The organism is Streptococcus iniae (assembly GCF_030732225.1).
Lineage (GTDB): Bacteria > Bacillota > Bacilli > Lactobacillales > Streptococcaceae > Streptococcus > Streptococcus iniae.
Genome location: NZ_CP132230.1, coordinates 32,501 through 51,860, shown reverse-complemented (window position 1 = coordinate 51,860; position 19,360 = coordinate 32,501). Strand labels below are relative to the sequence as shown.

General features: G+C 36.6%; 17 protein-coding genes, 2 tRNA genes and 3 pseudogenes (1 of these 22 only partly in view). 3 read left to right on the top strand and 19 right to left on the bottom strand.

What is annotated here, in order from left to right; translation table 11 throughout:
* The first annotated feature begins 261 nt into the window (after nucleotides 1-261).
* Nucleotides 262-1,398, top strand: a complete 1,137-nt coding sequence (gene scrM, locus Q9317_RS00320) for a peptidoglycan hydrolase ScrM (protein ID WP_003098599.1) — start codon at nucleotides 262-264, stop codon at nucleotides 1,396-1,398.
* Nucleotides 1,399-1,640: 242 nt separating this feature from the next.
* Here scrM and Q9317_RS00315 read toward each other — a convergent pair whose 3' ends face one another.
* The 3 genes and pseudogenes from Q9317_RS00315 to Q9317_RS00305 form a co-directional block, all read right to left on the bottom strand.
* Nucleotides 1,641-2,045 (bottom strand): PTS sugar transporter subunit IIA, encoded by a 405-nt coding sequence (locus tag Q9317_RS00315; RefSeq protein WP_003098595.1) that lies wholly within the window; start codon nucleotides 2,043-2,045, stop codon nucleotides 1,641-1,643.
* 1 nt (nucleotide 2,046) lies between these two features.
* On the bottom strand, nucleotides 2,047-2,856 hold the full coding sequence (locus tag Q9317_RS00310) for a PTS system mannose/fructose/sorbose family transporter subunit IID (RefSeq protein ID WP_003098592.1): 810 nt from the start codon (nucleotides 2,854-2,856) through the stop codon (nucleotides 2,047-2,049).
* Nucleotides 2,843-3,427, bottom strand: a pseudogene (locus Q9317_RS00305) (PTS sugar transporter subunit IIC); the annotation flags it as partial. The gene Q9317_RS00310 and the pseudogene Q9317_RS00305, both read right to left, overlap by 14 nt.
* Before the next feature lie 123 nt (nucleotides 3,428-3,550).
* Here Q9317_RS00305 and Q9317_RS00300 point away from each other — a divergent pair.
* Nucleotides 3,551-5,223, top strand: a pseudogene (locus tag Q9317_RS00300) (IS1182 family transposase); the annotation flags it as partial.
* Nucleotide 5,224: 1 nt separating this feature from the next.
* Here Q9317_RS00300 and Q9317_RS00295 read toward each other — a convergent pair.
* The 3 genes and pseudogenes from Q9317_RS00295 to Q9317_RS00285 form a co-directional block, all read right to left on the bottom strand.
* A pseudogene (locus tag Q9317_RS00295) lies at nucleotides 5,225-5,500 on the bottom strand (PTS sugar transporter subunit IIC); the annotation flags it as partial.
* A 45-nt stretch (nucleotides 5,501-5,545) separates the two neighbouring features.
* Nucleotides 5,546-6,031, bottom strand: a complete 486-nt coding sequence (locus Q9317_RS00290) for a PTS sugar transporter subunit IIB (RefSeq protein ID WP_121791476.1) — start codon at nucleotides 6,029-6,031, stop codon at nucleotides 5,546-5,548.
* Nucleotides 6,028-7,812, bottom strand: coding sequence for a glycoside hydrolase family 35 protein (locus Q9317_RS00285; protein ID WP_003098583.1), 1,785 nt, complete (start codon nucleotides 7,810-7,812; stop codon nucleotides 6,028-6,030). Before Q9317_RS00285 ends, Q9317_RS00290 begins: the two co-directional genes overlap by 4 nt.
* 160 nt (nucleotides 7,813-7,972) lie before the next feature.
* Here Q9317_RS00285 and Q9317_RS00280 point away from each other — a divergent pair, with 160 nt between their 5' ends.
* Nucleotides 7,973-8,692, top strand: coding sequence for a GntR family transcriptional regulator (locus tag Q9317_RS00280; protein ID WP_003098581.1), 720 nt, complete (start codon nucleotides 7,973-7,975; stop codon nucleotides 8,690-8,692).
* A 40-nt stretch (nucleotides 8,693-8,732) separates the two neighbouring features.
* Here Q9317_RS00280 and lacD read toward each other — a convergent pair whose 3' ends face one another.
* The 13 genes from lacD to Q9317_RS00215 form a co-directional block, all read right to left on the bottom strand.
* A complete protein-coding gene (gene lacD, locus Q9317_RS00275; RefSeq protein ID WP_003098579.1) occupies nucleotides 8,733-9,713 on the bottom strand; it encodes a tagatose-bisphosphate aldolase in 981 nt (326 codons plus the stop codon).
* 10 nt (nucleotides 9,714-9,723) lie between these two features.
* On the bottom strand, nucleotides 9,724-10,899 hold the full coding sequence (locus Q9317_RS00270; RefSeq protein WP_003098577.1) for an SIS domain-containing protein: 1,176 nt from the start codon (nucleotides 10,897-10,899) through the stop codon (nucleotides 9,724-9,726).
* Nucleotides 10,900-10,916: 17 nt separating this feature from the next.
* Nucleotides 10,917-11,648: a GntR family transcriptional regulator gene (locus Q9317_RS00265; protein ID WP_003098576.1), complete on the bottom strand. Its 732-nt coding sequence runs from the start codon at nucleotides 11,646-11,648 to the stop codon at nucleotides 10,917-10,919.
* A gap of 204 nt (nucleotides 11,649-11,852) precedes the next feature.
* Nucleotides 11,853-12,089, bottom strand: a complete 237-nt coding sequence (locus Q9317_RS00260; protein ID WP_003098573.1) for a phosphopantetheine-binding protein — start codon at nucleotides 12,087-12,089, stop codon at nucleotides 11,853-11,855.
* Between the two features lie 5 nt (nucleotides 12,090-12,094).
* On the bottom strand, nucleotides 12,095-13,090 hold the full coding sequence (plsX, locus tag Q9317_RS00255; protein WP_003098571.1) for a phosphate acyltransferase PlsX: 996 nt from the start codon (nucleotides 13,088-13,090) through the stop codon (nucleotides 12,095-12,097).
* 123 nt (nucleotides 13,091-13,213) lie between these two features.
* Complete coding sequence (gene recO / locus Q9317_RS00250; RefSeq protein ID WP_003098570.1) at nucleotides 13,214-13,981, bottom strand: DNA repair protein RecO; 768 nt, start codon at nucleotides 13,979-13,981, stop codon at nucleotides 13,214-13,216.
* Nucleotides 13,971-15,149, bottom strand: a complete 1,179-nt coding sequence (locus tag Q9317_RS00245; protein WP_003098568.1) for a pyridoxal phosphate-dependent aminotransferase — start codon at nucleotides 15,147-15,149, stop codon at nucleotides 13,971-13,973. The genes recO and Q9317_RS00245 overlap by 11 nt, the downstream gene beginning before the upstream one ends.
* 141 nt (nucleotides 15,150-15,290) lie before the next feature.
* A complete protein-coding gene (locus Q9317_RS00240) occupies nucleotides 15,291-16,256 on the bottom strand; it encodes a ribose-phosphate diphosphokinase (protein WP_003098567.1) in 966 nt (321 codons plus the stop codon).
* A 269-nt stretch (nucleotides 16,257-16,525) separates the two neighbouring features.
* Nucleotides 16,526-17,740 (bottom strand): peptidoglycan hydrolase PcsB, encoded by a 1,215-nt coding sequence (gene pcsB / locus Q9317_RS00235; RefSeq protein ID WP_003098566.1) that lies wholly within the window; start codon nucleotides 17,738-17,740, stop codon nucleotides 16,526-16,528.
* Between the two features lie 98 nt (nucleotides 17,741-17,838).
* The gene (locus Q9317_RS00230) at nucleotides 17,839-18,336 is read right to left on the bottom strand and encodes a rod shape-determining protein MreD (RefSeq protein WP_003098563.1); all 498 of its coding nucleotides are present in this window, start codon (nucleotides 18,334-18,336) and stop codon (nucleotides 17,839-17,841) included.
* Nucleotides 18,336-19,151 (bottom strand): rod shape-determining protein MreC, encoded by an 816-nt coding sequence (locus Q9317_RS00225; RefSeq protein WP_003098561.1) that lies wholly within the window; start codon nucleotides 19,149-19,151, stop codon nucleotides 18,336-18,338. The genes Q9317_RS00230 and Q9317_RS00225 overlap by 1 nt, the downstream gene beginning before the upstream one ends.
* A gap of 69 nt (nucleotides 19,152-19,220) precedes the next feature.
* A tRNA-Ser gene (locus tag Q9317_RS00220) sits at nucleotides 19,221-19,308 on the bottom strand.
* Nucleotides 19,309-19,318: 10 nt separating this feature from the next.
* Nucleotides 19,319-19,360, bottom strand: a tRNA-Ile gene (locus tag Q9317_RS00215); it runs 32 nt beyond the window's last position.

Here is a 19,360-nt window from a genome sequence, read left to right as displayed (position 1 = left end):
GGTTACTTTCCTTTACTTGGTTTGTTTTTATTTCCTCATTAATGATAATGCTTTCTTCATCCAAACAAAATTAGTATAACAGCTAAATAAAAAAAACTTACAAGTAGTCAATTAGAATAATCATTAGGATTTAAACCTGCCCCCTAAGGGTGGGTTTTTATACTTCCGTAAAATAGCAAAAACTGTTTTTTTTACAACTTCTGACTTTTTTGTCTGTTTTCAAATCTCTTCTTCGAATTAGTTAGATAGAGGAGGAAACAAATGAAAACACTCAAACAAGTCTTATCACTAACTCTAGTACTAACCAGTCTCTGGGGAATACAGACGCTGCCGCTAACTAACAAATCACTTGCCTTTTCCAAAACTGTAAAAGCTGCTGTTTTAGGAGATAATTATCCTCATAAATGGCAAAAAGGCTGGGGAGCTGATTCTTGGGGCATGTACTTGCGACAATGCACGTCCTTTGTTGCTTTTCGCCTAAGTACAACTAATGGCTTTAATTTACCTGCTGGATATGGCAATGCTGACAGTTGGGGACATATAGCCAAAGCTCAAGGCTTCTTGGTTAATCAAATTCCCCAAGTTGGCGCCGTAGCCTGGTTTGACAAAGGTGTCAATTACTCACATCGCGACTATGGACATGTGGCTTGGGTAGCTGAAGTTTCAGGAGACTATGTAACCCTTGAAGAATACAATTACAATGCTGGTCAAGGGCCTGAAAAATACCACCGCCGACAAATTCATCGTCAGCAGGTAAGTGGCTTTATTCACTTTAAAGACATAACGACTGAGCAATCTACCATCCCATCTTCTAACCACATATTAGCTGAAAGTACCAAACTTCTCCCCAATAAGGGGACTTATTACTTTAAGGCAATGAGTCCTGTCAAAGAAGAAGCTCGTTTTCAAAGTCTGACATTAACTTCTTATAGTGCTGGACAGTACGTTCATTACGATCAAACTATGGTTGCAGATGGCTACCAATGGATCTCATATATTGGTTTTAGTGGCAACCGTCGCTACATTCCTGTTGTCAAAATGGAAGAAAGAAAAAGTGAGTCTCCTGAAACACCTAAGTCAGAAAGAATTTTCAAGGTTGGCGATACCGTATCCTTCCAAGGAACATTTAAAGTCACTCAGATTCATGGAAATCTTGTTTCCAGTGCTGATTTAGCTGGTGGTCAACCTAGTCAACTCAACTGGATTGATCCAGGTCCTGTTGATAAAACTAACGCTAGTGGACAAAAAGAAGCGAATCAAATCTTAAGTCCAGATAACTATTTTACCATCCCTGGAACTTACAAGGTTCTACAAGTTGATTTGCCTAGTAGAGGACTTTATATCCAAATAGGCTCACGAGCTAGTTGGGTAACGATGGACAGGGTTCTAAAACAGTAATAAAAAAAGCGCTCTGTAATGTCCTACTGAGTGCTTTTCCCAGTCAAGCAAGACTAGTAATTGATTTTGCTTATTCGCCTTTTAAAAGAGTTTTCTATTGTCTATTAACAATTGCTAAAGTCAGTCTAAAAGCTCTATTAATTACTTTACCAACAAGGAACTCTAAGCCAAATGAAAAGGATTTAGTTCTAAGAAATCTAAATCCTTTTAAATGATTTAATTACTCTTGCTCACAAGAAATATCAGTCCTCATCGTCATCAGCAAAAGCCATCAGTAAATCATTGACTTTATGGGTATTTTCAATAGCAAACTCTTTGTAATCAACGGCTTCTCCTAAAAGTTGGCTATTTAAAAATCCAATCACCATCGGCATGTTCATTCCTGCGTAGAGATCAAAGTGAGCTCCCTCTAAAATCAATCGTGAAACAACATTGCATGGAGTGCCACCCATTAAATCTGCAAAAACTGTAAAATCCTCTAAACCATCAATAGCTTCTAAAAATTTTACCTTAAAGTCATCAGCCCCCTCAGAAGGTAATAAACCAACTGAAATAATGTCTTCTTGTGGGCCCATAATCATTTCTGTGCTTTTTTTCAATTCATGACAGAAATCTCCATGGCTAACTAAGATTAATTTTTTTCCCATGTTAAACACCTAAAATACCAAAGAATGACATGGCAAGTGCAAAGACAATAATAATCAAAATTGCTTTTGTTGATGTCATGCCTTTACGTCCAAGCAACCAAAAAATTGCTGCTGTAAAGAGGGCTGGTACCAAACGTGGGAAAATTTGATCGAACAAATCTTGAATATTAATAACTTTACCACCAACATTTGGCATGGCAATAAACTTAAAGTTAATCATTGTGGCAATCAAAGCACCAACCATGAAAACACCCATAACAGATGCTGCATCAACCAGTGCAGATAATTTATCACGCATTGTTGTCACAAGTTTTGTGCCTTCTCTGTAGGCAATTTCTAATTGTTTCCAGCGGAAAATATTAATAGCACAAGTTGCTGCTACCCACATGAAAATCCCCGTCGGATTCCCATTTTTAGCCATTCCAGCGGCAATTGATCCCATAATTGCTGGAACAAGTGAGGCAAATAAGGAATCTCCAATTGGGGCAAATGGCCCCATCAAACCAGTCTTAACACCATTTACGGCATCTTTAGCTTCTAAACCTTCATTTTCTTCAAGCGCTAAGTCAATCCCTGTAATGATTGTATGGAAGAAATTCGATGTATTGAAAAATTGCGTATGGGTCTTCATCATTTCCTTTAATTCTGGTGTGCCATCTCCATACATTTTTCGAAGTTGTGGCAAAATGATATAAAGGTAACTTGAGCCTTGCATACGCTCATAATTCCAACCCCACTGGAAAGTCAAGATACTACGTTTATTGATTTGATTAAAATCTTCTTTGGTTAATTTATAATTAGATTTCGTCATCTTCAATTTCCCCGCTTTCTGAGACTTCTGGTTTTTTCTCAATAACTGTTACATTTTGGCTATTTTTATAGTGTAAGGTCGCAAGGGCTGCTCCAATAATTGCAATACCAATCATTGGCAAGCCTTTAAATGGTGTTGCATCAAATCCTTTTACAACTCCTGCAAGAGCTCCACCTACTGTTTGTAAGTTACCATAAACAACAGTAAGCATCGCTGTTAAACCAAATCCAAGAGCTAAATAGTGGATATTGCGTTTTACTGGCAAATAATGAAGTAAAATGGCAAACCCAAGTCCAGGAAGCATTTTCCCTGCAAGTGTTAAACCACTTGCAATCCAAGGAACTGAGTCAACGGCTGCATTAAGACTTTCAACCAATCCTGCACCAAAAGCAAGGGCTAAAAATACTGGAAGCGCACGAGAAAGCGCCCAAGGAACTGCTCCTAATAAGTAATTACGCTCAATAGCTTTGTAGTCAAAATTATCAACATGACGATCAATACGGTGAGCAAAGTAAGTGGTTGAGAAACGGCCAAGAATGTCCGTATATACCAACAGCGCTGCTACAGGAACGAGGCTGGGCAAAAAGTAGCTTCAGAATAGAAAAAACGAGCATTTCCGCAGTTGGAGATGCTCGTTTTCCTATGTCATGGTTTATAATTATAATAACGACAAAACAACTAGAAAGCCATGACTATGTATAAAGAGTATAACACAAATCAACTCAGTTTGGAATTAAATCTTGCCTACGATATTCCAATGAATCATGAGGTTAGATTAATCAGTCTCTTTGTGGACAGTATTCCAAATCATATTTTGCTTGAAGAGACGTCTCACACTGGTCGTCCTGCCTTTCATCCTGCCATGCTTTTGAAGATGACGCTCTTCGCCTATGCCCGCCAGGTCTTTTCTGGTCGCAAAATAGTTCAGATGAATGAAGAAGTCATTCCCATGAAATGGTTGAGCCAGGACACCTACGTTAGCTATAAAACCATCAATAATTTTCGTTCTAGTAAACATGCCAATAACCTAATTAAGACCGCCTTTATTTATTTCACCCTCCTCATGCGTGAGAATGGCATGATTGAAGATGATGCTCTCTTTATCGATGGCACCAAGCTAGAAGCTGATGCTAATCTCTACTCTTTCACTTGGAAAAGAGCTGTTGATAAATACGAAGAGGCACTAAACGGAAAAATCTCAGAACTCTATGACCAGCTGGTTCAAGAGGGGGTAAACCTAGCTCTGTCTAAAGAAGAATGCGAAACCAGCGAGGGGTTAGTGCGCCTTTTAGAAGACACTGAACAGGCCTTGGCGGAAGTTGAGAAATCAATTTCTGAGGAACCAAAAGTTATCAAGGGAGGTTCTGCCAATAAACAAAAGCGACGTCGTATTAAGAAACTGCGCAACCAGTTGAGAAAGGATTATCTCCCTCGTAAGCAACGCTATGAGGAGGCTAGAGAGATTCTAGAAGAGCGTAACTCTTTCTCCAAAACGGACCACGATGCCACTTTTATGCGAATGAAAGAGGACCACATGATGAATGGCCAGCTCAAACCTGGCTATAATGTTCAAGCTGCCACCAATGGTCAATATGTTCTTGCATATGATATATTTCCAAATCCAACGGACACCCGAACCCTGAAACCATTTCTCCAATCCATTCAAACTCTGGACCTCTTCCAAAATATTGTCGCCGATGCCGGTTATGGCAGTGAGGAGAATTATAGTTTTATCATTGATGAGTTGGAGAAATCTCCTCTGATTCCCTATGGCATGTACCAGAAGGAATTGACTAAGAAATATAAAAACAGTCCTACTAATCCAAATAATTGGGACTACCTTGAAGAAACAGACCAATTCATTAAACCAGATGGTGTTGTTTATTCCTTTAAATATTACTCTCGTAGAAAAGATAAGTATGGCTTTGAACGGGATTTCAAGATTTATGAGGCAGAAAAAATACAAAGCACGGAAGAGTTGGAAAAACTTTCCAAAACAGAAAGTGGTCGCCAGAAACAGATCCATTACAATCCAACTTGGAATTACTTTAAAGAACTCATAAAGGAAGAATTACATAGCGAAGATGGCTCTCGAATCTATGCCAAACGGAAAATCGATGTCGAACCCGTTTTTGGCCGATTGAAGAGTGTTTTTGGCGTGCGTAGAGTCCATGTCAGAGGCAATCAAGCCGTCCAAACGGAGGTTGGATTCCTCTTCATGAGTATGAATCTCACGAAATTAGCTAAGAATCTCGACTCTAAAACTTCAAATACTCAAAAACCACACAGTGATTTTTTCATCTTGATTGTTTTCAAGACTGAAATCTCTGCGTGGTTTTATTTGAAGCTACTTTTTGCCCAGCCTCTTTTCTGGATTTAACCCTTGTGCTACAGAGAAGGCTGTGGCAAGAACAGCACCAGAAGTGGCATCAATACGAGAAGCTCCACCAAAAGTACCTACACCAAGTACCATTAATTGTAAACTTCCTCCGATGAGAAGTCCTGTTTTAAGATCACCCATAACAAGACCTGTAATAAACCCTGCAAATACAGGGGATCCAGCTGACGTATTGATCGTCAACTCATCAAGAATTTGATAAGCTGAATACATGGTCAGTAGTAAAATTTGCCACCATTGAATCATGATGTTTCCTCCTTAAATATATATGAAAAATGAATTACAAAAAAATTATCTGACCTTATCTAATAAAGGCATAAAATCAGCTGGTGAATCACCGGGTACCATTTGGGCAATCAACTTTGTTCCACTAGCTTTAATGGCATCGAAATCTTCAATATCTTTGTCAACAACATTGACAGAATGTGTTACTGCTCTTGTTTCTGATGATTGAGACATGTTTCCAACATTTAATTCTAAAAGACTGACACCTGCTTCAATTAAACGGCGGAAATAACTTGGTTTTTTAGCAACTATCATCAGTCTTTGTGAGTCATAGCGACCTTCTAAAATATTGTTTGCTGCTTTTTCAACAGTTAGAATAGATAATTTGACACCCGTTGGTGTTGCTAATTTCAACGCTGTTTTTTCAAGATCATTAGTAACAATTGAATCATCAATAACCATAATTCGACTGATGTTCAATTTAGTTGTCCATAAGTTTGCGACTTGACCGTGAATCAAACGGCCATCTATACGAGTAGCAATAATTGTCATAAGTTTTCTCCTATTATTTCTTTAAAGATAGGTTTTTCTACCAAATGAAGTGTGTCAGACCATATGCCTTCTGTTTCAAAAATAACAATTCTATTCTTTCCTTGTGTTAAGAAATCTGCCGGAATATAAAGTGATAAGTGAGGTCCAACATTCCAAAAGCGACCAAGATTAATATTATTGATAAATGCAACGCCTTTACCAAAAGAAGTTAAATCTAAATAAGTATCGCCAATTATGTCACAATTAAAATCAAATGCATAAAAACTTGGTAGACCCTCTTGATAGTCTCCTGAAAAATCAACGTTTTCAACTGATTCTAAAGGTAAAGCGTAGTGTTGCCATTCACCAACAAAATGTAAATTTGCCATTAAGCCACGACCTAAACCTTTTCTTTGTGTTACTGATGTTAGTTTATGCCCATAGCAGACGCGTCCCATATTTTCCACCAGAACATCCAGTTGACTTTTTTCACTGTTTTGCTCTATAAAAATATCCTCACCAATCTCAAATTGATATTGTGTTGTCACAAAGTGATGATCTAAAAAGACCTGTGCACGATCTCTAGCATCTATAAGTCGTAAACATTCTTTAGGACTGTCCTTAGGTAAAGTGGTGCGATAGAAAATATAACCTGTCTGTTGATTGAGCTCCTCCATATTCTGGGGGTAATATTCCTCATGCATCTGGCTAATTGCATCTAGAGTGCTAACCAAATTAACTTTTTCTGATAAAGCAATATCTTTAATTTCAATCGTTTCATTATATAAAGGGGTACTATAATCCAAATCAGGGAATGCTTTTTTCAGGCTTTCTTGTAGCAGAAAATACTTTTTCGTTGGATTTCCCGCTTCATCTAAAATGGCATCGTAATCATAAGAAGTCACCTGAGGCAAATCTTCTTGTAAACGGGCTGATGAACCATTCATAAAGCCAAAGTTTGTTCCACCATGAAACATGTAAAGGTTGATGCTGCCTTCTTCCAAGACTTCCATGATAGCATCTACCATTTCTTTCGGGTCTCGTCTAATAACAGGCTCTTTCCAACGGTTAAACCAACCAACCCAAAATTCCATACACATGAGTGGCCACTTTTTGTCGTGCGCATCAAGGAAAGCTCTTAAATTGGAAAAATTAGCTTTTGATTGTGACCCAAAATTTCCAGTCACCAAAACATCCTCATCAATCAAACTTCCTGCTTGCAAAGCTGATTGCCACGGGCCATCTGAGGTAAAAAGAGGAACAGAAATACCAAATTCTCGCATCATTTGCATTAATTGTTTAAGGTATTGTTTATCTTCACCATAGGAACCATATTCATTTTCAACTTGAAACATAAGGATATTGCCACCCTGACTAATTTGTCTCTTAACAAGTTTAGGCAGCAAAACTTGATAATAATCCTTAACAAAAGCTAAATACTTTGCATCATGTGATCTTACCCTGACATTTTCTTTTAATAACCAAGCTGGTAAACCACCAAACTCCCACTCCGCACAGATATAGGGAGTTGGCCTAACAATTGCATATAGTCCCATTTCTTGTGCTAAATCCAAGAATTTTTCTAAATCTGCTAAACCCTCAAAATTAAATTTTCCTCTTTGAGGTTCATGCAGATTCCAAGGAACATAAGTTTCAACCGTATTAAAACCAAGAGCTTTCAGATTATAAAGCGATTTATACCAAGAACCCGGGGCTAAACGAAAATAATGAATAGCTCCAGATAAAATTTTAAAAGGTTTGTTATTTAAATAAAAGTCATCTTTTATTTCAAAAGAGGTCATTTTAAACTCCTTTATTAAAAATTCTGTAAACGCTTCCTTTTGTTTTTATATTAACACTATATGGTGGTTATATCAAGATGTTTTTGACATTTTTTTCAGTTTCATTTACTTTTCTGATATAATGGTTTTAGATTAATATATCTAGCCAAGGAGAACTCGTATGATGGTTAGTAAAATTCCTAAATACCAACAAATCAAAGATAATCTAAGAAATAAAATCCTCTCCGGACACTACAAAAAAGGCGATCGTTTTTTTACGGAAGCAGAACTTATCCAAACTTTTCAAGTCAGTTCAATTACCATTATTCGTGCACTGAAAGAACTTGAAAAAGAAGGTTATATCACCCGCAAACAAGGTGTTGGCACTTTTATTTCTCGTACAAGAAAAGAGAAAATTGTTGCCTTTGCTTCACTAGATACCCAATCTTTCCAAAGTGAAGTCGTTAATGTCCTCTCACTAACAAGAGGAAATGACCCTTACTATTTGAAAAAATTAGGTTTACACCAAACGCAATGGTACTATGCTATTTGTAGAACACGTCGACTCAATGATCAACCTTATCTCTATCAAATTTCTTACATTCCACATGACTACATTTTAAATCCTGATGCTGATTTGAATGTCTACCAATCTCTTTATAGGAGATTTTATAAAGATTTTGAAATTCAATTAATGGATGAACAATTTCAGTCAACGACTGATCTAACAACTCATGTTCCTAATCAGGCAAAAAACTTTCTAGGACTTAGTGATGACAATCCATGTGTTCGTCAAATTAAAGTGACTCAAGCAAGAAATAATGGTCGTGTTCTTGAGTATTGTGAGCTCTACAAATCTTTAGCATTTTTTACTTTTAGTACCTCTTCAGTTGGTTACTAAACACTTACTTGCGTTTATGGTTTTTTCATAGACGCTATTTTTATACCTTACTTTCCCAAGAAGTAGCTGTCTTTTCAAGCACTTTATTGAGTTCATCTATGTTTTTAAACCCTTGATTTCTCAACCATTCACGCGCAGCATTTTCACCATCTCTAATATAAACTGGAACAGCCCCCGCCCAAGTGGCACGACCACATAAAACCCCATTAAATTTCGCCCCTGATGCCCAAGCAAATACTAAGGTCTCTTGGAACATTTCTGCTGAAACACCTGCACTAAGATAGATGTATGGCAAATGACTCGCTTCTTCTTGTTCTTTAAAAGCTTGCGCTGCTTCTTCTTGCGTGTAAACAACCTCACCGTCAGCGAAGCCCTCAACATACAGCATATTTACTGGCACTTCCACTTTTAGGACATCAACAGCAAATCGTTCCTCCGAGAAGACTTTCATGGCTCCGTTGACCTTATGAGCTTTAACTTTTGCAAAGGCAATACTAGCGTTATCAGCAATTTTTTCATCATAAGTTAAGATTTCCAGGAAGAATGGAATATCCTCAGCCACACATTCTGAACCAATGCGTTCAATATAGGCTTGCTTTTGTAAGTTGACAGAGGCGTCACCATCCACATCATAGTAAAGCAAGAATTTAACAGCGTCAGCTCCAGCTTCTTTGAGCCGTTTTGCTGACCATTCGACTAAACAGTCTGGCAAGCGACTTGTTGTTGTGGCATCATAGCCAGTTTTTTCATAGGCTAAAAGAAGACCTGACTCCTCATCACGAACCTTTGTGGCAGGAAGACCAAACTCTGGATCCAACAAGATTGATGACGCGTAAGGCGTCAACTCTTCAGAAACCAGCACTTTTAGAGCCTCCATTTGTTGTACTGTTGGCTCTCCTTCTTGATGTGCAGCCATCATTCGTTTTAAAGCACCGCGTTGGTCAAAAGCAAGTGCTGAAATGATGCCATTGTAACTCAGTTTTTCTAGTGATGTTCTTTTAGCTTCTGTTAATTGATACATAAAATCCTCCTTAGGCTTGATAGGGGTGAATCGTAACACCTTTAACAACTCGGTTTACAGTCCCTGACGCTGATGGGGTGTCTGGTAAATTATGATTCTTAACAGATGTTAATAAAGCAAGTGCCTGAGCTGTTAAAATCATTGGAAAAGCAAGGTAAACATCAGGTAACAAAACGTCTGAAATCAAGTCAAAGCGATCACCTGAAAAATTCATGTCACCAATTTGCCCAATTGCAAGTGTCTTCAAGGCAATTCCATCTGCATAAACTTCTTCCAAAATATCAAGATCATATTGGCGAACATAAGGAGTATTATTAACAAAGTCAATCACAAGTGTTTTCCCATTAACAAATGATTTAGGACCATGTCTAAATCCCATTGACGAATCAAAAACAGTCGCTACTTTGCCAGCTGTCAATTCTAACATTTTTAGTTGCGCTTCACGTGTCAACCCTGCTAAGCTACCTGAACCTAAATAAACCAAGCGTTCAAAATCTAAATCGGTGAGTGCTTTAAGTTCGGCTTCTCTTTGAATGATATCATTAGCCATAACTTGCATGTGTGTCAGAATTCTTTGTTTCTCTTTAAGATCAAACTGTTGATCAAAAATAAGCAAAGCTGTTAGCATCATACAAGAAAAACTACCCGTCATAGCAAAGCCGGCATCATTTGAACGGCTTGGCATTAACAGTAATAAATTACGGTCATCATTTACTGCATTCTTAGCCAATTGACCTTCTTTAGCACAAGTAATTGTCAAATGGTAACAATTGGTAACAAGTTGACTGGCTAAGTCAACAGAAGCAACACTTTCTGGACTATTGCCACTACGAGCAAATGATACCAAAATAACAGTATCTTCTTCATATAAGTAATAATGTGGTGCAGCTACCAAATCCGTTGATGCAATACTTGAAAAAAGATAACGGTCGCGATTACCATAAGTTTGCAGATAACTCCAAATACTATTACCAACATATTCTGAAGTTCCTGCTCCCGTGAAAATAACTTTTATTTTTTCTCCGTTAGCGCTTTCATTTACGCGGTTTAAAAAAGCATCTATACTTTCTTTATTTTGAAGAAAGTATTCAAATGCTTCCTGCCAAAGTTCTGGCTGTTGCTTAATTTCACGTGTTGTGATTTCAGCCCCTAATGTTTCAAGTTCTGTTTTTGATAAGTTAAACATCAGCTATCCTCCCAAAATTAGCTTTTCATATGTGTCGGTTGATGGGTGATACGGTAACGGAATTTATCCGCACGCGCAATACTAAAGGTATATTCAATCATAAGATTTCTATCGTTATTCGTTTTACGAACTAAATGCAAAACTGGATCCCCTTTTTTAATGTCAAGTAAAGAAGCCTCGTAATCTAAAGCAATACTTGCATAAAATTCTTCCTCAGCAAAGCGCACAACTTGTTGATAATCTTCTGAAAAAATATCATAAAGGGGTTTTTGACTAACCATTTCTTCTGTTAAACTAGTAAATACTTCTGAAGGCAGAAAAGTTCTCTCAAGCATGAGAGCCATCCCATCAGCAAGGCGCAAACGCTCTATCTCGATAACTTCTACCCCAACTTCTAATCCCAATAGACCTGATAAGTAAGGGGTTACTGCCATTTTTTGGAATGACAAAATTTTGGTTTGGGGCTGGCGTCCCTGCTTTTTCATTTCCTCTGTAAAACTATAAGCTGAAGATAAATCTGTTGCAGGCTCTTTTATAGCTGAAACATAAGTTCCTTTTCCTTGTTTCTTATAAATTAAACCTCTAATTTCCAACTCTTTTAAGGCTAATCGAACCGTTATTCGACTAACTCCATAGGTTTCACTCAATTCACGCTCTGAAAGCAATTTATCATTAGGGGACATCGTTTCTCTAATCTTCACTTCCAAAACATCAACCATTTGCATATATAAAGGTTGTTGATTTGTCATACCTTCTCCTTTCAACTGGTTATAAACACTTAAGATTATATTATACTATTTCATTTAAGTCAATAGTATCATTGCATTATCCATAACATCACTAAATGCGTTCCTATTTCCCGTTAATGAAAAGACAAGATTAGCAGCAATTTTCACAATATAACAATTTTTGGCACCAAAAAAAGGAGCCAAACTCCTTTTCTCTTATTAAATTCACTGTTCCATAAGATAATCAGCAAGGTCACTAAGAGTTACCATATGTTCAACAACTTCATCTGGTATACTCACTTTAAAAGCATCTTCAATACTCACAATGTATTCCATTAATTCAATGGAATCAAGAAGTAAATCATCAGCTAATCGTGAACTCTCTGACAATTGCATATCTTTATGACTATCTTTTTCCTTTGCTAAACTAATTAATTGATTGACAATCATTTCTCTGGTCATTAGTATTAATCTCCTTCTGCAAACACTTGAGTCAGTTGTTCTACAAGATCTGCATCAAGCATGGTACGAACTTGCTTGATGGTTGAAAAAATAGCTTTGGCATCACTAGACCCATGTGACTTAACAACTGGTGCTTTTAAGCCGAATAAAACAGCACCACCAGCGCTTGAGTAATCCAGAGAGTCTTTCATTGCATAAAGGCTATCTTTCAACAGAAGAGCTCCTAGCTTAGTTTTAAGGCCACCTGATTTGATAGATGTTTTCAATTGTCCCATGATACTAATTGCTGTTCCTTCAATAGATTTCAAGACAGCGTTTCCCGTGAAACCGTCCGCAACAACAACATCCGCTACCCCAGACAAAAGATCACGCGCTTCAATATTACCAATAAAGTTAATGGTTTTATCCTCACTTAACAAGGCATAAGTTTCTTTACGTAGTGGATCACCTTTTGTTTCTTCTGTTCCATTATTCAATAACCCTACACGGGGGTTGGCAATGTGACGAACGGTTTTGGCATAAAATGACCCTAAAATAGCATATTGATGTAAATGATCAGCTGTATTTTCAGCATTGGCACCCAAATCTAACATGTCAAAACCTTTTTGATCATTAGTTGGCAAGGTTGACATCAAACCTGGTCTATCAACACCTTTAATACGTCCCACTACAAATAGACCCGCTGCTAAAAGAGCACCTGTATTTCCTGCAGAAAGGACCGCATCTGCTTCACCCTCTTTAACTGCCTTAGCAGCTAATACCATTGAAGCAGTTTTTTTCTTACGAATAGCCTTCACTGGTTCATCATCAGAATTTATTTTTTCATCGGTATGGATAATAGACACGCGTTCAGACACCATCAGATATTTTTCAATAGCAGCTTGATTTCCATAAAGTTGAATTTCAATATCCGGAAATGCTTGAATAGCTTGATTAACCCCTTCAACAATAGCTTTGGGAGCATTATCTCCGCCCATAGCATCAACAGCAATTTTTCTCATACTTACTCCTTAACTCTATTCCTTCTAGCTATAAGAATGACCTTATTATAGCACAAAAAAACGTTCTTTACACCGCTCTAAATGGCAAAAGAGCTTGATAACCAAACCCTTTTATCTTCATCATTACTTAGAATCAGATGTCATCAAATTGCCCCACTCTCCCAAATCATCAATAAATTTTTTGCTTTTTAGGTGAATACCGACATAGTCATCATATAAACTATCTAAAAAATGACGCAGTTTTTCCTTTGTATCTTTTTTCAGGGAGATGCTCTTTAAATCATCAAAATGAATGCCTTGAAATTTATCCAATAAATAAATAATATTAGGGTCTAAATGACTACGATGTAAATCTTCCTGATAATGTTGTGGACAAAGAACGCCAGAATATTTGTGAGAAAAATCAAAAGGAAGTCCAACTCGATGACAAAACACACAATCATGAAAGTTAAGATGTACCCCAAAACGATCTAAAATTTGAACCTCAAAAATATTAGTCAAAATCTCGTAGTCGAGACCTTCCTCCATCAACTCTAAAGTCTCTTTCAAAAAAGCAAAAAGATGAGGATCTGCTTCATTATCAGAAATAGCAGCATCAGCTAAAGCCAAAACATAGGTAGCATAAGATAAGGGGAAAATATCTGCATTAATATGTTTAAATGCTTCAACACCATTATAATCTTCAATATATGAAAGCCCTGATTCATTTAATTTTAAAATAAAGTCTGCAATTGTCAATGGTTGAATCACAGAAGCTAATTTTGACTTACCAACATGTTTTACAAAAAACATCCGTTTACCAGCCTGCTCTGTGAAAATTTTGACCAATTTGTCATCTTCTCTATAATTGCGATTATAAAGAACAATGCCAAGTGATTCTTTAGTTTCCATAATTCTCCATGAATAATGCTAACCGTTCCATAGCAGCTGAAATTGTCTCCATACTTGCAGCATAAGAAAGCCTAATGTAGCCTTCTCCGTACTGTCCAAAACCGATTCCTGGAATAAGAGCTACAGCTTGCTGTCTTGCTAAATCCTGACAGAATTTAAAGGAATCCTTTTCTCCATAACCTTTAGGAATCTTAGCAAAAATATAGAAGGCACCATCTGGTTTAATAATGTCAAATCCTAATGCTGTCATTTTTTCAATAATGTAATCACGACGTTTCAAGTATTCAACCTTCATTGGTTCTGTATCATTTTTACCAGCTGTTAGAGCTTCAATTGCTGCAAACTGAGCTAGTGTAGTCGAAGCTGTTACCAAATATTGATGTGTTTTAACCAGTTCAGCAGCAAGCCTTTGGTGAGCAAAAATAAAACCAATCCTCCAACCTGTCATAGCATGAGATTTAGACAAACCATTAATCAAAATGGTTTGTTCTGGTAAATATTCTGCAATTGACACATGACTTTCTTGGTTATAGGTCAATTCTGAATAAACCTCATCACTAATCACAAAAACATTGTATCTTTGCAAAACATCAGCAAATGACTTGATTTGCTCTCTTGAATAAGTAACACCCGTTGGATTTGCTGGATAGTTTAATAATACCGCTTTAACCTTATCTCCTTCAGCTAAAAGAGAGGCCTCCAAAGCTTCTGCTGTTAAAACAAAATCGTTGGCAGTAGTATCAATCTCAACAATTTCAGCACCGGCCAATGTCACAACTGGTTCATAACCAGGATAAGCAGGAGCCGGAAGTAAAACTTTGTCCCCTGGCTCTAAAACTGCTAAAAGACTAGCTGAGAGAGCTTCTGTAGCACCTACAGTCACCATAATTTCTGTCTCGGGATTATAAGTAAGATGGTATTTTTCTAAAACAAATTCTGAAGCAGCTTGTCTTAAAGCCATTAATCCACTCATACCAGTATAATGAGACTGATTATCATCAATAGCATTTTTAGCTGCAGTCTTAATATGTTCTGGAGTTGCAAAATCAGGTTCCCCTAATGTTAATTTTAAAATACCAGGAACATCTGAAATTGACTGATCAAAAAGCCTAATTAAAGAAACCTCAATATTATCCAGATTTTTATTAAATCTCCTTTTTAAATCCATACCATCATCCTCCTTTGAATAATACTCCTATTATACATAAAATTCAGATAATGTGCACTTTACCACCACTAAAAAAGTAAAAACTGCCAAAAAGTTTTCCAAATACACTGTCAAGGAAAACTGTTTCAACAGTCTCTTTTTTTATTTTTTACCTATTTCAAATAAGGGTGAAAGTGGACGTTTTTCATGAATTCTGATTATAGCTTCCCCAATCAATTCTGCAATAGAGATTTGCTCAATTTTATCAATTAACCGCTCTTCTGGTAAATAAATTGTATCAAGAACAATTAACTTTTCAATAGCAGATTTTTCAATATTATCCATAGCAGGACCAGATAAGACCGGATGTGTACAAGAAGCATAAACTGCAGTAGCTCCCGCAGCAGCAAGTGCATCTGCAGCATGACAAATCGTACCTGCAGTATCAATCATATCATCAATTAAGATACATTTTTTTCCTGAAACATTACCGATAATATTCATTACTTCGCTTGTATTCATTTTATCAACACTGCGTCTTTTATCGATAATTGCAATAGGTGTATGGAGGAATTGTGCTAACTTACGAGCACGCGTTACACCACCATGATCAGGGCTGACAACAACAACATCTTCACCAACTAAGCCATGACGGTCGAAATAATCTGCAATTAGCGGAGCACCCATTAAATGATCAACTGGAATATCAAAGAAACCTTGAATCTGAGCAGCATGTAAATCAACTGTTAATAAGCGATTAACTCCTGCAACCTCTAACATGTCTGCAACAAGTTTTGAAGTGATAGGTTCACGTGAGCGTGCCTTTCTATCTTGACGGGCATAACCATAGTAAGGCATAACAACACTAATGGTTTCTGCACTTGCTCGCTTCAAAGCATCAACCATAATCAAGATTTCCATTAAATTATCATTAACAGGTGAACTTGTTGATTGTAAAATAAACACATGGTGCCCACGAATAGATTCTTCAATGTTAACTTGTATTTCACCATCTGAGAATTGACGAACCGTTGATTTTCCAAGCTCAATTCCCATTGTTGAAGCCACTTTTTCAGCCAGTTCCTTGTTTGATGATAAAGCAAACAATTTTAAATCAGAATAAGACATTTTTTCCTCCAAAGTTTTAATCCTTTACCATTTTATCGCTTTTTGACCATTTAATCAAATATATTTCAATTAATGAAGCAAAGAAATAAAGAATTCTTAAAGTTTTTAAATAAATAAAACTCTATAATTTCTGTAGTGGGTAAATCCACCGCAAAATTATAGAGCCAGCTTTCACTAACCCACTACAGTTGACAAAGAGCCAGAAAATGCCACAAATAAAGAGAGGACTAAACAGTCCTCCCTATGTTAACAAATTATTCTACTCTTAATTAACGTGGATAGATATAAACTGCTGAACCTTGATATGTTGAAGTTGGGTTAAACCAACCACGGTGATCAGCAATGTATTGGTTTCCATTGTAGTTAGATTCCATAACACGAATTCTAGATGCACTTTCAACTGCAGTAACGACAGCAACGTGACCGTAACCACCACCTGTCCATACTGCTACAGCACCTACAACTGGAGTATTTCCAACTGCAAAGCCTTCTGCTGCTGCACTTGCAGCCCATTGTCCACCATTACCCCAATAGTTACCTACCCAAGGAGCTAATGATTTAGCACCCCAAGTACATTGACCTACAGGATAAGTGTTAACACCACTATAAACGCGTGGAGCTGAAACTGGTTGTGCTACTGGCGCTGCTTGTGGTGCTGGTGTATACTGAGCAACAGGGGCTGGAGCTGCTGGAGCTGCTTGTGGAGTTGGAGTTGCAACTGCTTGTGCAGCCTGAACTGACTCTGCTTGAACTTGTGCTTGTGCTTGCGCTTGTGCTTTAGCTTGCTCTTGTGCACGTTCAGCTTCTGCAGCTACTCTTTCAGCTTCTGCTTTTTGACTAAGTAATGAAGCTTTTTCACCTTCAGCACTCGTCATTTGAGAAGCAAGATCTAATTTAGCAACTTGCAACTTAGCTTCTTGAGTTTCTAATGAAAACTTATTTGAAGCAATTGTTTCTAAGTTTTCAGCAACTGTATTGATTGCTTCTTGATTAGCAGCTTGTTTTTCTTCTAAAGCAGCTTTATCTTGTTTTTGTTGTTCTAACATTTTAGCATTAGCAACAACTACTTCACGAATAGCAACTGCACGGTTAATCGCATCAGAAATTGACTTAGAATTCAAAAGAGTATTGATATAAGTTGAAGTTGTATTCCCTTTTTGAGTACTACGTGCTTGTTTTTTCAATGCTTCATTACGTGCAACAATTTGGCTTGAAAGAGTTTGAATTTCTTCACCAAGCTTAACTGATTGCGCCTCAAGTTTAGCATTTTCAGCTACAAGATTTTCTTGCTCAGCTTGTAATGATCCAAGACGCCCTTGTAAAGTAATAACTTGGTTTTGCGCAGCTTTTTGTTCTGCATTTAAATTTGAAATAATTGAGTTTTGCGCAGCAATCTTTGTATCAAGATCATCTGCTCCAACTGTTGTTGCTGCTCCTAGGGTAACACCACTTACAAGAACGGCTGATAATATTCTCTTTTTCATTTTAAAAAAACTACTCCTTTTCGATAAGACAATATATATTTTACCAGAAAAAACAGTGTTTAATATTACGCACATGTTACAATTGTATGTAATAATCACTAAAAAAACCGTTTAAAATATTGAGTTATGATTACAAAAAACAAAAGATTTAGAAATAGGGTCGGAATAAGACTATAAGTTATAAAAAATGACAATGCTACCTGGTTTGAATGATATTGTCCAACAATAAGAAAATTAATTCCTAATATTTGGAATAAAAAAATTAAAAATAGTAATGTTTTCTGAAAAGCACTTGCTTTTTTTTTCATTTGTCCAAATAAGCAAATGGCAAAACATGTTGCAAGTGGCAATGAAATGAGCATATTAGGCATTCCATTTAGATAATAAGAGTCATACAAAATACCATAAAAAATAGAAAAAATGACAGAACAAACCCTATTTGACTTCCAGGCCAAATGGAAGAAGAAAATAAGCATTAAAAATGAAACCATCTCGATTTTAAAACCAAAAAGATACCTCATTACTAAAGAAAGATGAGCATCTAATAGCATAAGAGGAATCAAACAAAAATAAGCAAATAATAATTTATAAGACATCATTTCTCACCTAAAACATCAACATAATCTATTGTTGAAAAATCAGCAAATAATTGAATCCCAATTTCTCTCTTTAATTTATCAGGGGACTCCTTAATAGTAACTACCTTTCCAACAACAATACCCGAAACAGATTCTCCATCTAAACCACTAGTATATACCTTTGTCCCAATTTCTATAGGGTCACTTGAGTTAAATTCACTAGCAATCATAAGTTGAGAATCAGTATTAAAGTTCTTCAAATTCCCATAAATAGACCGTTTTTTATCCACAACTTTGATTGGAAGATTAAAAAGTTTTCCACATGTTAATAAGTCAACATGTGAACTTGATCTTGTAACACCTGAAACCCTACCAACTAAAAAGCCTCCTGATGTTACAAGCATATTCTCTCTTAGAGCTTGATTTGAACCCGACGAAATAATTAATGAGTCTGTCCAAGATTGTGGCGTTCTTACAATTACCTTACTTACATGTGAGAATGGCGAATCAATTTTAGTATCAAGGATTTTTTTTAACGCTATATTTTCTCTTTTATAGCGTTTTAGTAACTGATTTTCGTTTTCAAGTTGACCTAGTTTTAAAGATAATGATTTATTTTTTGATACCGCACTAGATAGTTTTTTTAAATCATTAATTGATGAATTAATCGAATGGAAAGGTTTAGCAATAAAAACATCTAAACGTGATAAAAACTCATTCGAAAAAGATGGAACCGTTGTAAAAGATGAACTTAAAAAAAAGAGTGAAGAAACAGCAATTATTAAAACAGAGAAGAAGAAAAAAAAGAACCTCGAAAATCTATATTTAAACATAAAAAGCCTCACGAAAAAACAAAAAAAAAACGAAATATCTTTTTTCAAAGATACTATCGTTTAACAATACGGAGAATAAGGGATTCGAACCCTTGCGCCAGTTACCCGACCTAACGATTTAGCAAACCGTCCTCTTCAGCCTCTTGAGTAATTCTCCAAAATAATAATGGGCACGAGTGGACTCGAACCACCGACCTCACGCTTATCAG

Bases quoted from the DNA above. Each gene is read 5' to 3' on its own strand.
- scrM (WP_003098599.1), top strand. From the start codon at position 262: ATGAAAACACTCAAACAAGTCTTATCACTAACTCTAGTACTAACCAGT.
- Q9317_RS00315 (WP_003098595.1), bottom strand. From the start codon at position 2,045: ATGGGAAAAAAATTAATCTTAGTTAGCCATGGAGATTTCTGTCATGAA.
- Q9317_RS00310 (WP_003098592.1), bottom strand. From the start codon at position 2,856: ATGACGAAATCTAATTATAAATTAACCAAAGAAGATTTTAATCAAATC.
- Q9317_RS00290 (WP_121791476.1), bottom strand. From the start codon at position 6,031: ATGACAATTATTGCTACTCGTATAGATGGCCGTTTGATTCACGGTCAA.
- Q9317_RS00285 (WP_003098583.1), bottom strand. From the start codon at position 7,812: ATGACCTCTTTTGAAATAAAAGATGACTTTTATTTAAATAACAAACCT.
- Q9317_RS00280 (WP_003098581.1), top strand. From the start codon at position 7,973: ATGATGGTTAGTAAAATTCCTAAATACCAACAAATCAAAGATAATCTA.
- lacD (WP_003098579.1), bottom strand. From the start codon at position 9,713: ATGTATCAATTAACAGAAGCTAAAAGAACATCACTAGAAAAACTGAGT.
- Q9317_RS00270 (WP_003098577.1), bottom strand. From the start codon at position 10,899: ATGTTTAACTTATCAAAAACAGAACTTGAAACATTAGGGGCTGAAATC.
- Q9317_RS00265 (WP_003098576.1), bottom strand. From the start codon at position 11,648: ATGACAAATCAACAACCTTTATATATGCAAATGGTTGATGTTTTGGAA.
- Q9317_RS00260 (WP_003098573.1), bottom strand. From the start codon at position 12,089: ATGACCAGAGAAATGATTGTCAATCAATTAATTAGTTTAGCAAAGGAA.
- plsX (WP_003098571.1), bottom strand. From the start codon at position 13,090: ATGAGAAAAATTGCTGTTGATGCTATGGGCGGAGATAATGCTCCCAAA.
- recO (WP_003098570.1), bottom strand. From the start codon at position 13,981: ATGGAAACTAAAGAATCACTTGGCATTGTTCTTTATAATCGCAATTAT.
- Q9317_RS00245 (WP_003098568.1), bottom strand. From the start codon at position 15,149: ATGGATTTAAAAAGGAGATTTAATAAAAATCTGGATAATATTGAGGTT.
- Q9317_RS00240 (WP_003098567.1), bottom strand. From the start codon at position 16,256: ATGTCTTATTCTGATTTAAAATTGTTTGCTTTATCATCAAACAAGGAA.
- pcsB (WP_003098566.1), bottom strand. From the start codon at position 17,740: ATGAAAAAGAGAATATTATCAGCCGTTCTTGTAAGTGGTGTTACCCTA.
- Q9317_RS00230 (WP_003098563.1), bottom strand. From the start codon at position 18,336: ATGTCTTATAAATTATTATTTGCTTATTTTTGTTTGATTCCTCTTATG.
- Q9317_RS00225 (WP_003098561.1), bottom strand. From the start codon at position 19,151: ATGTTTAAATATAGATTTTCGAGGTTCTTTTTTTTCTTCTTCTCTGTT.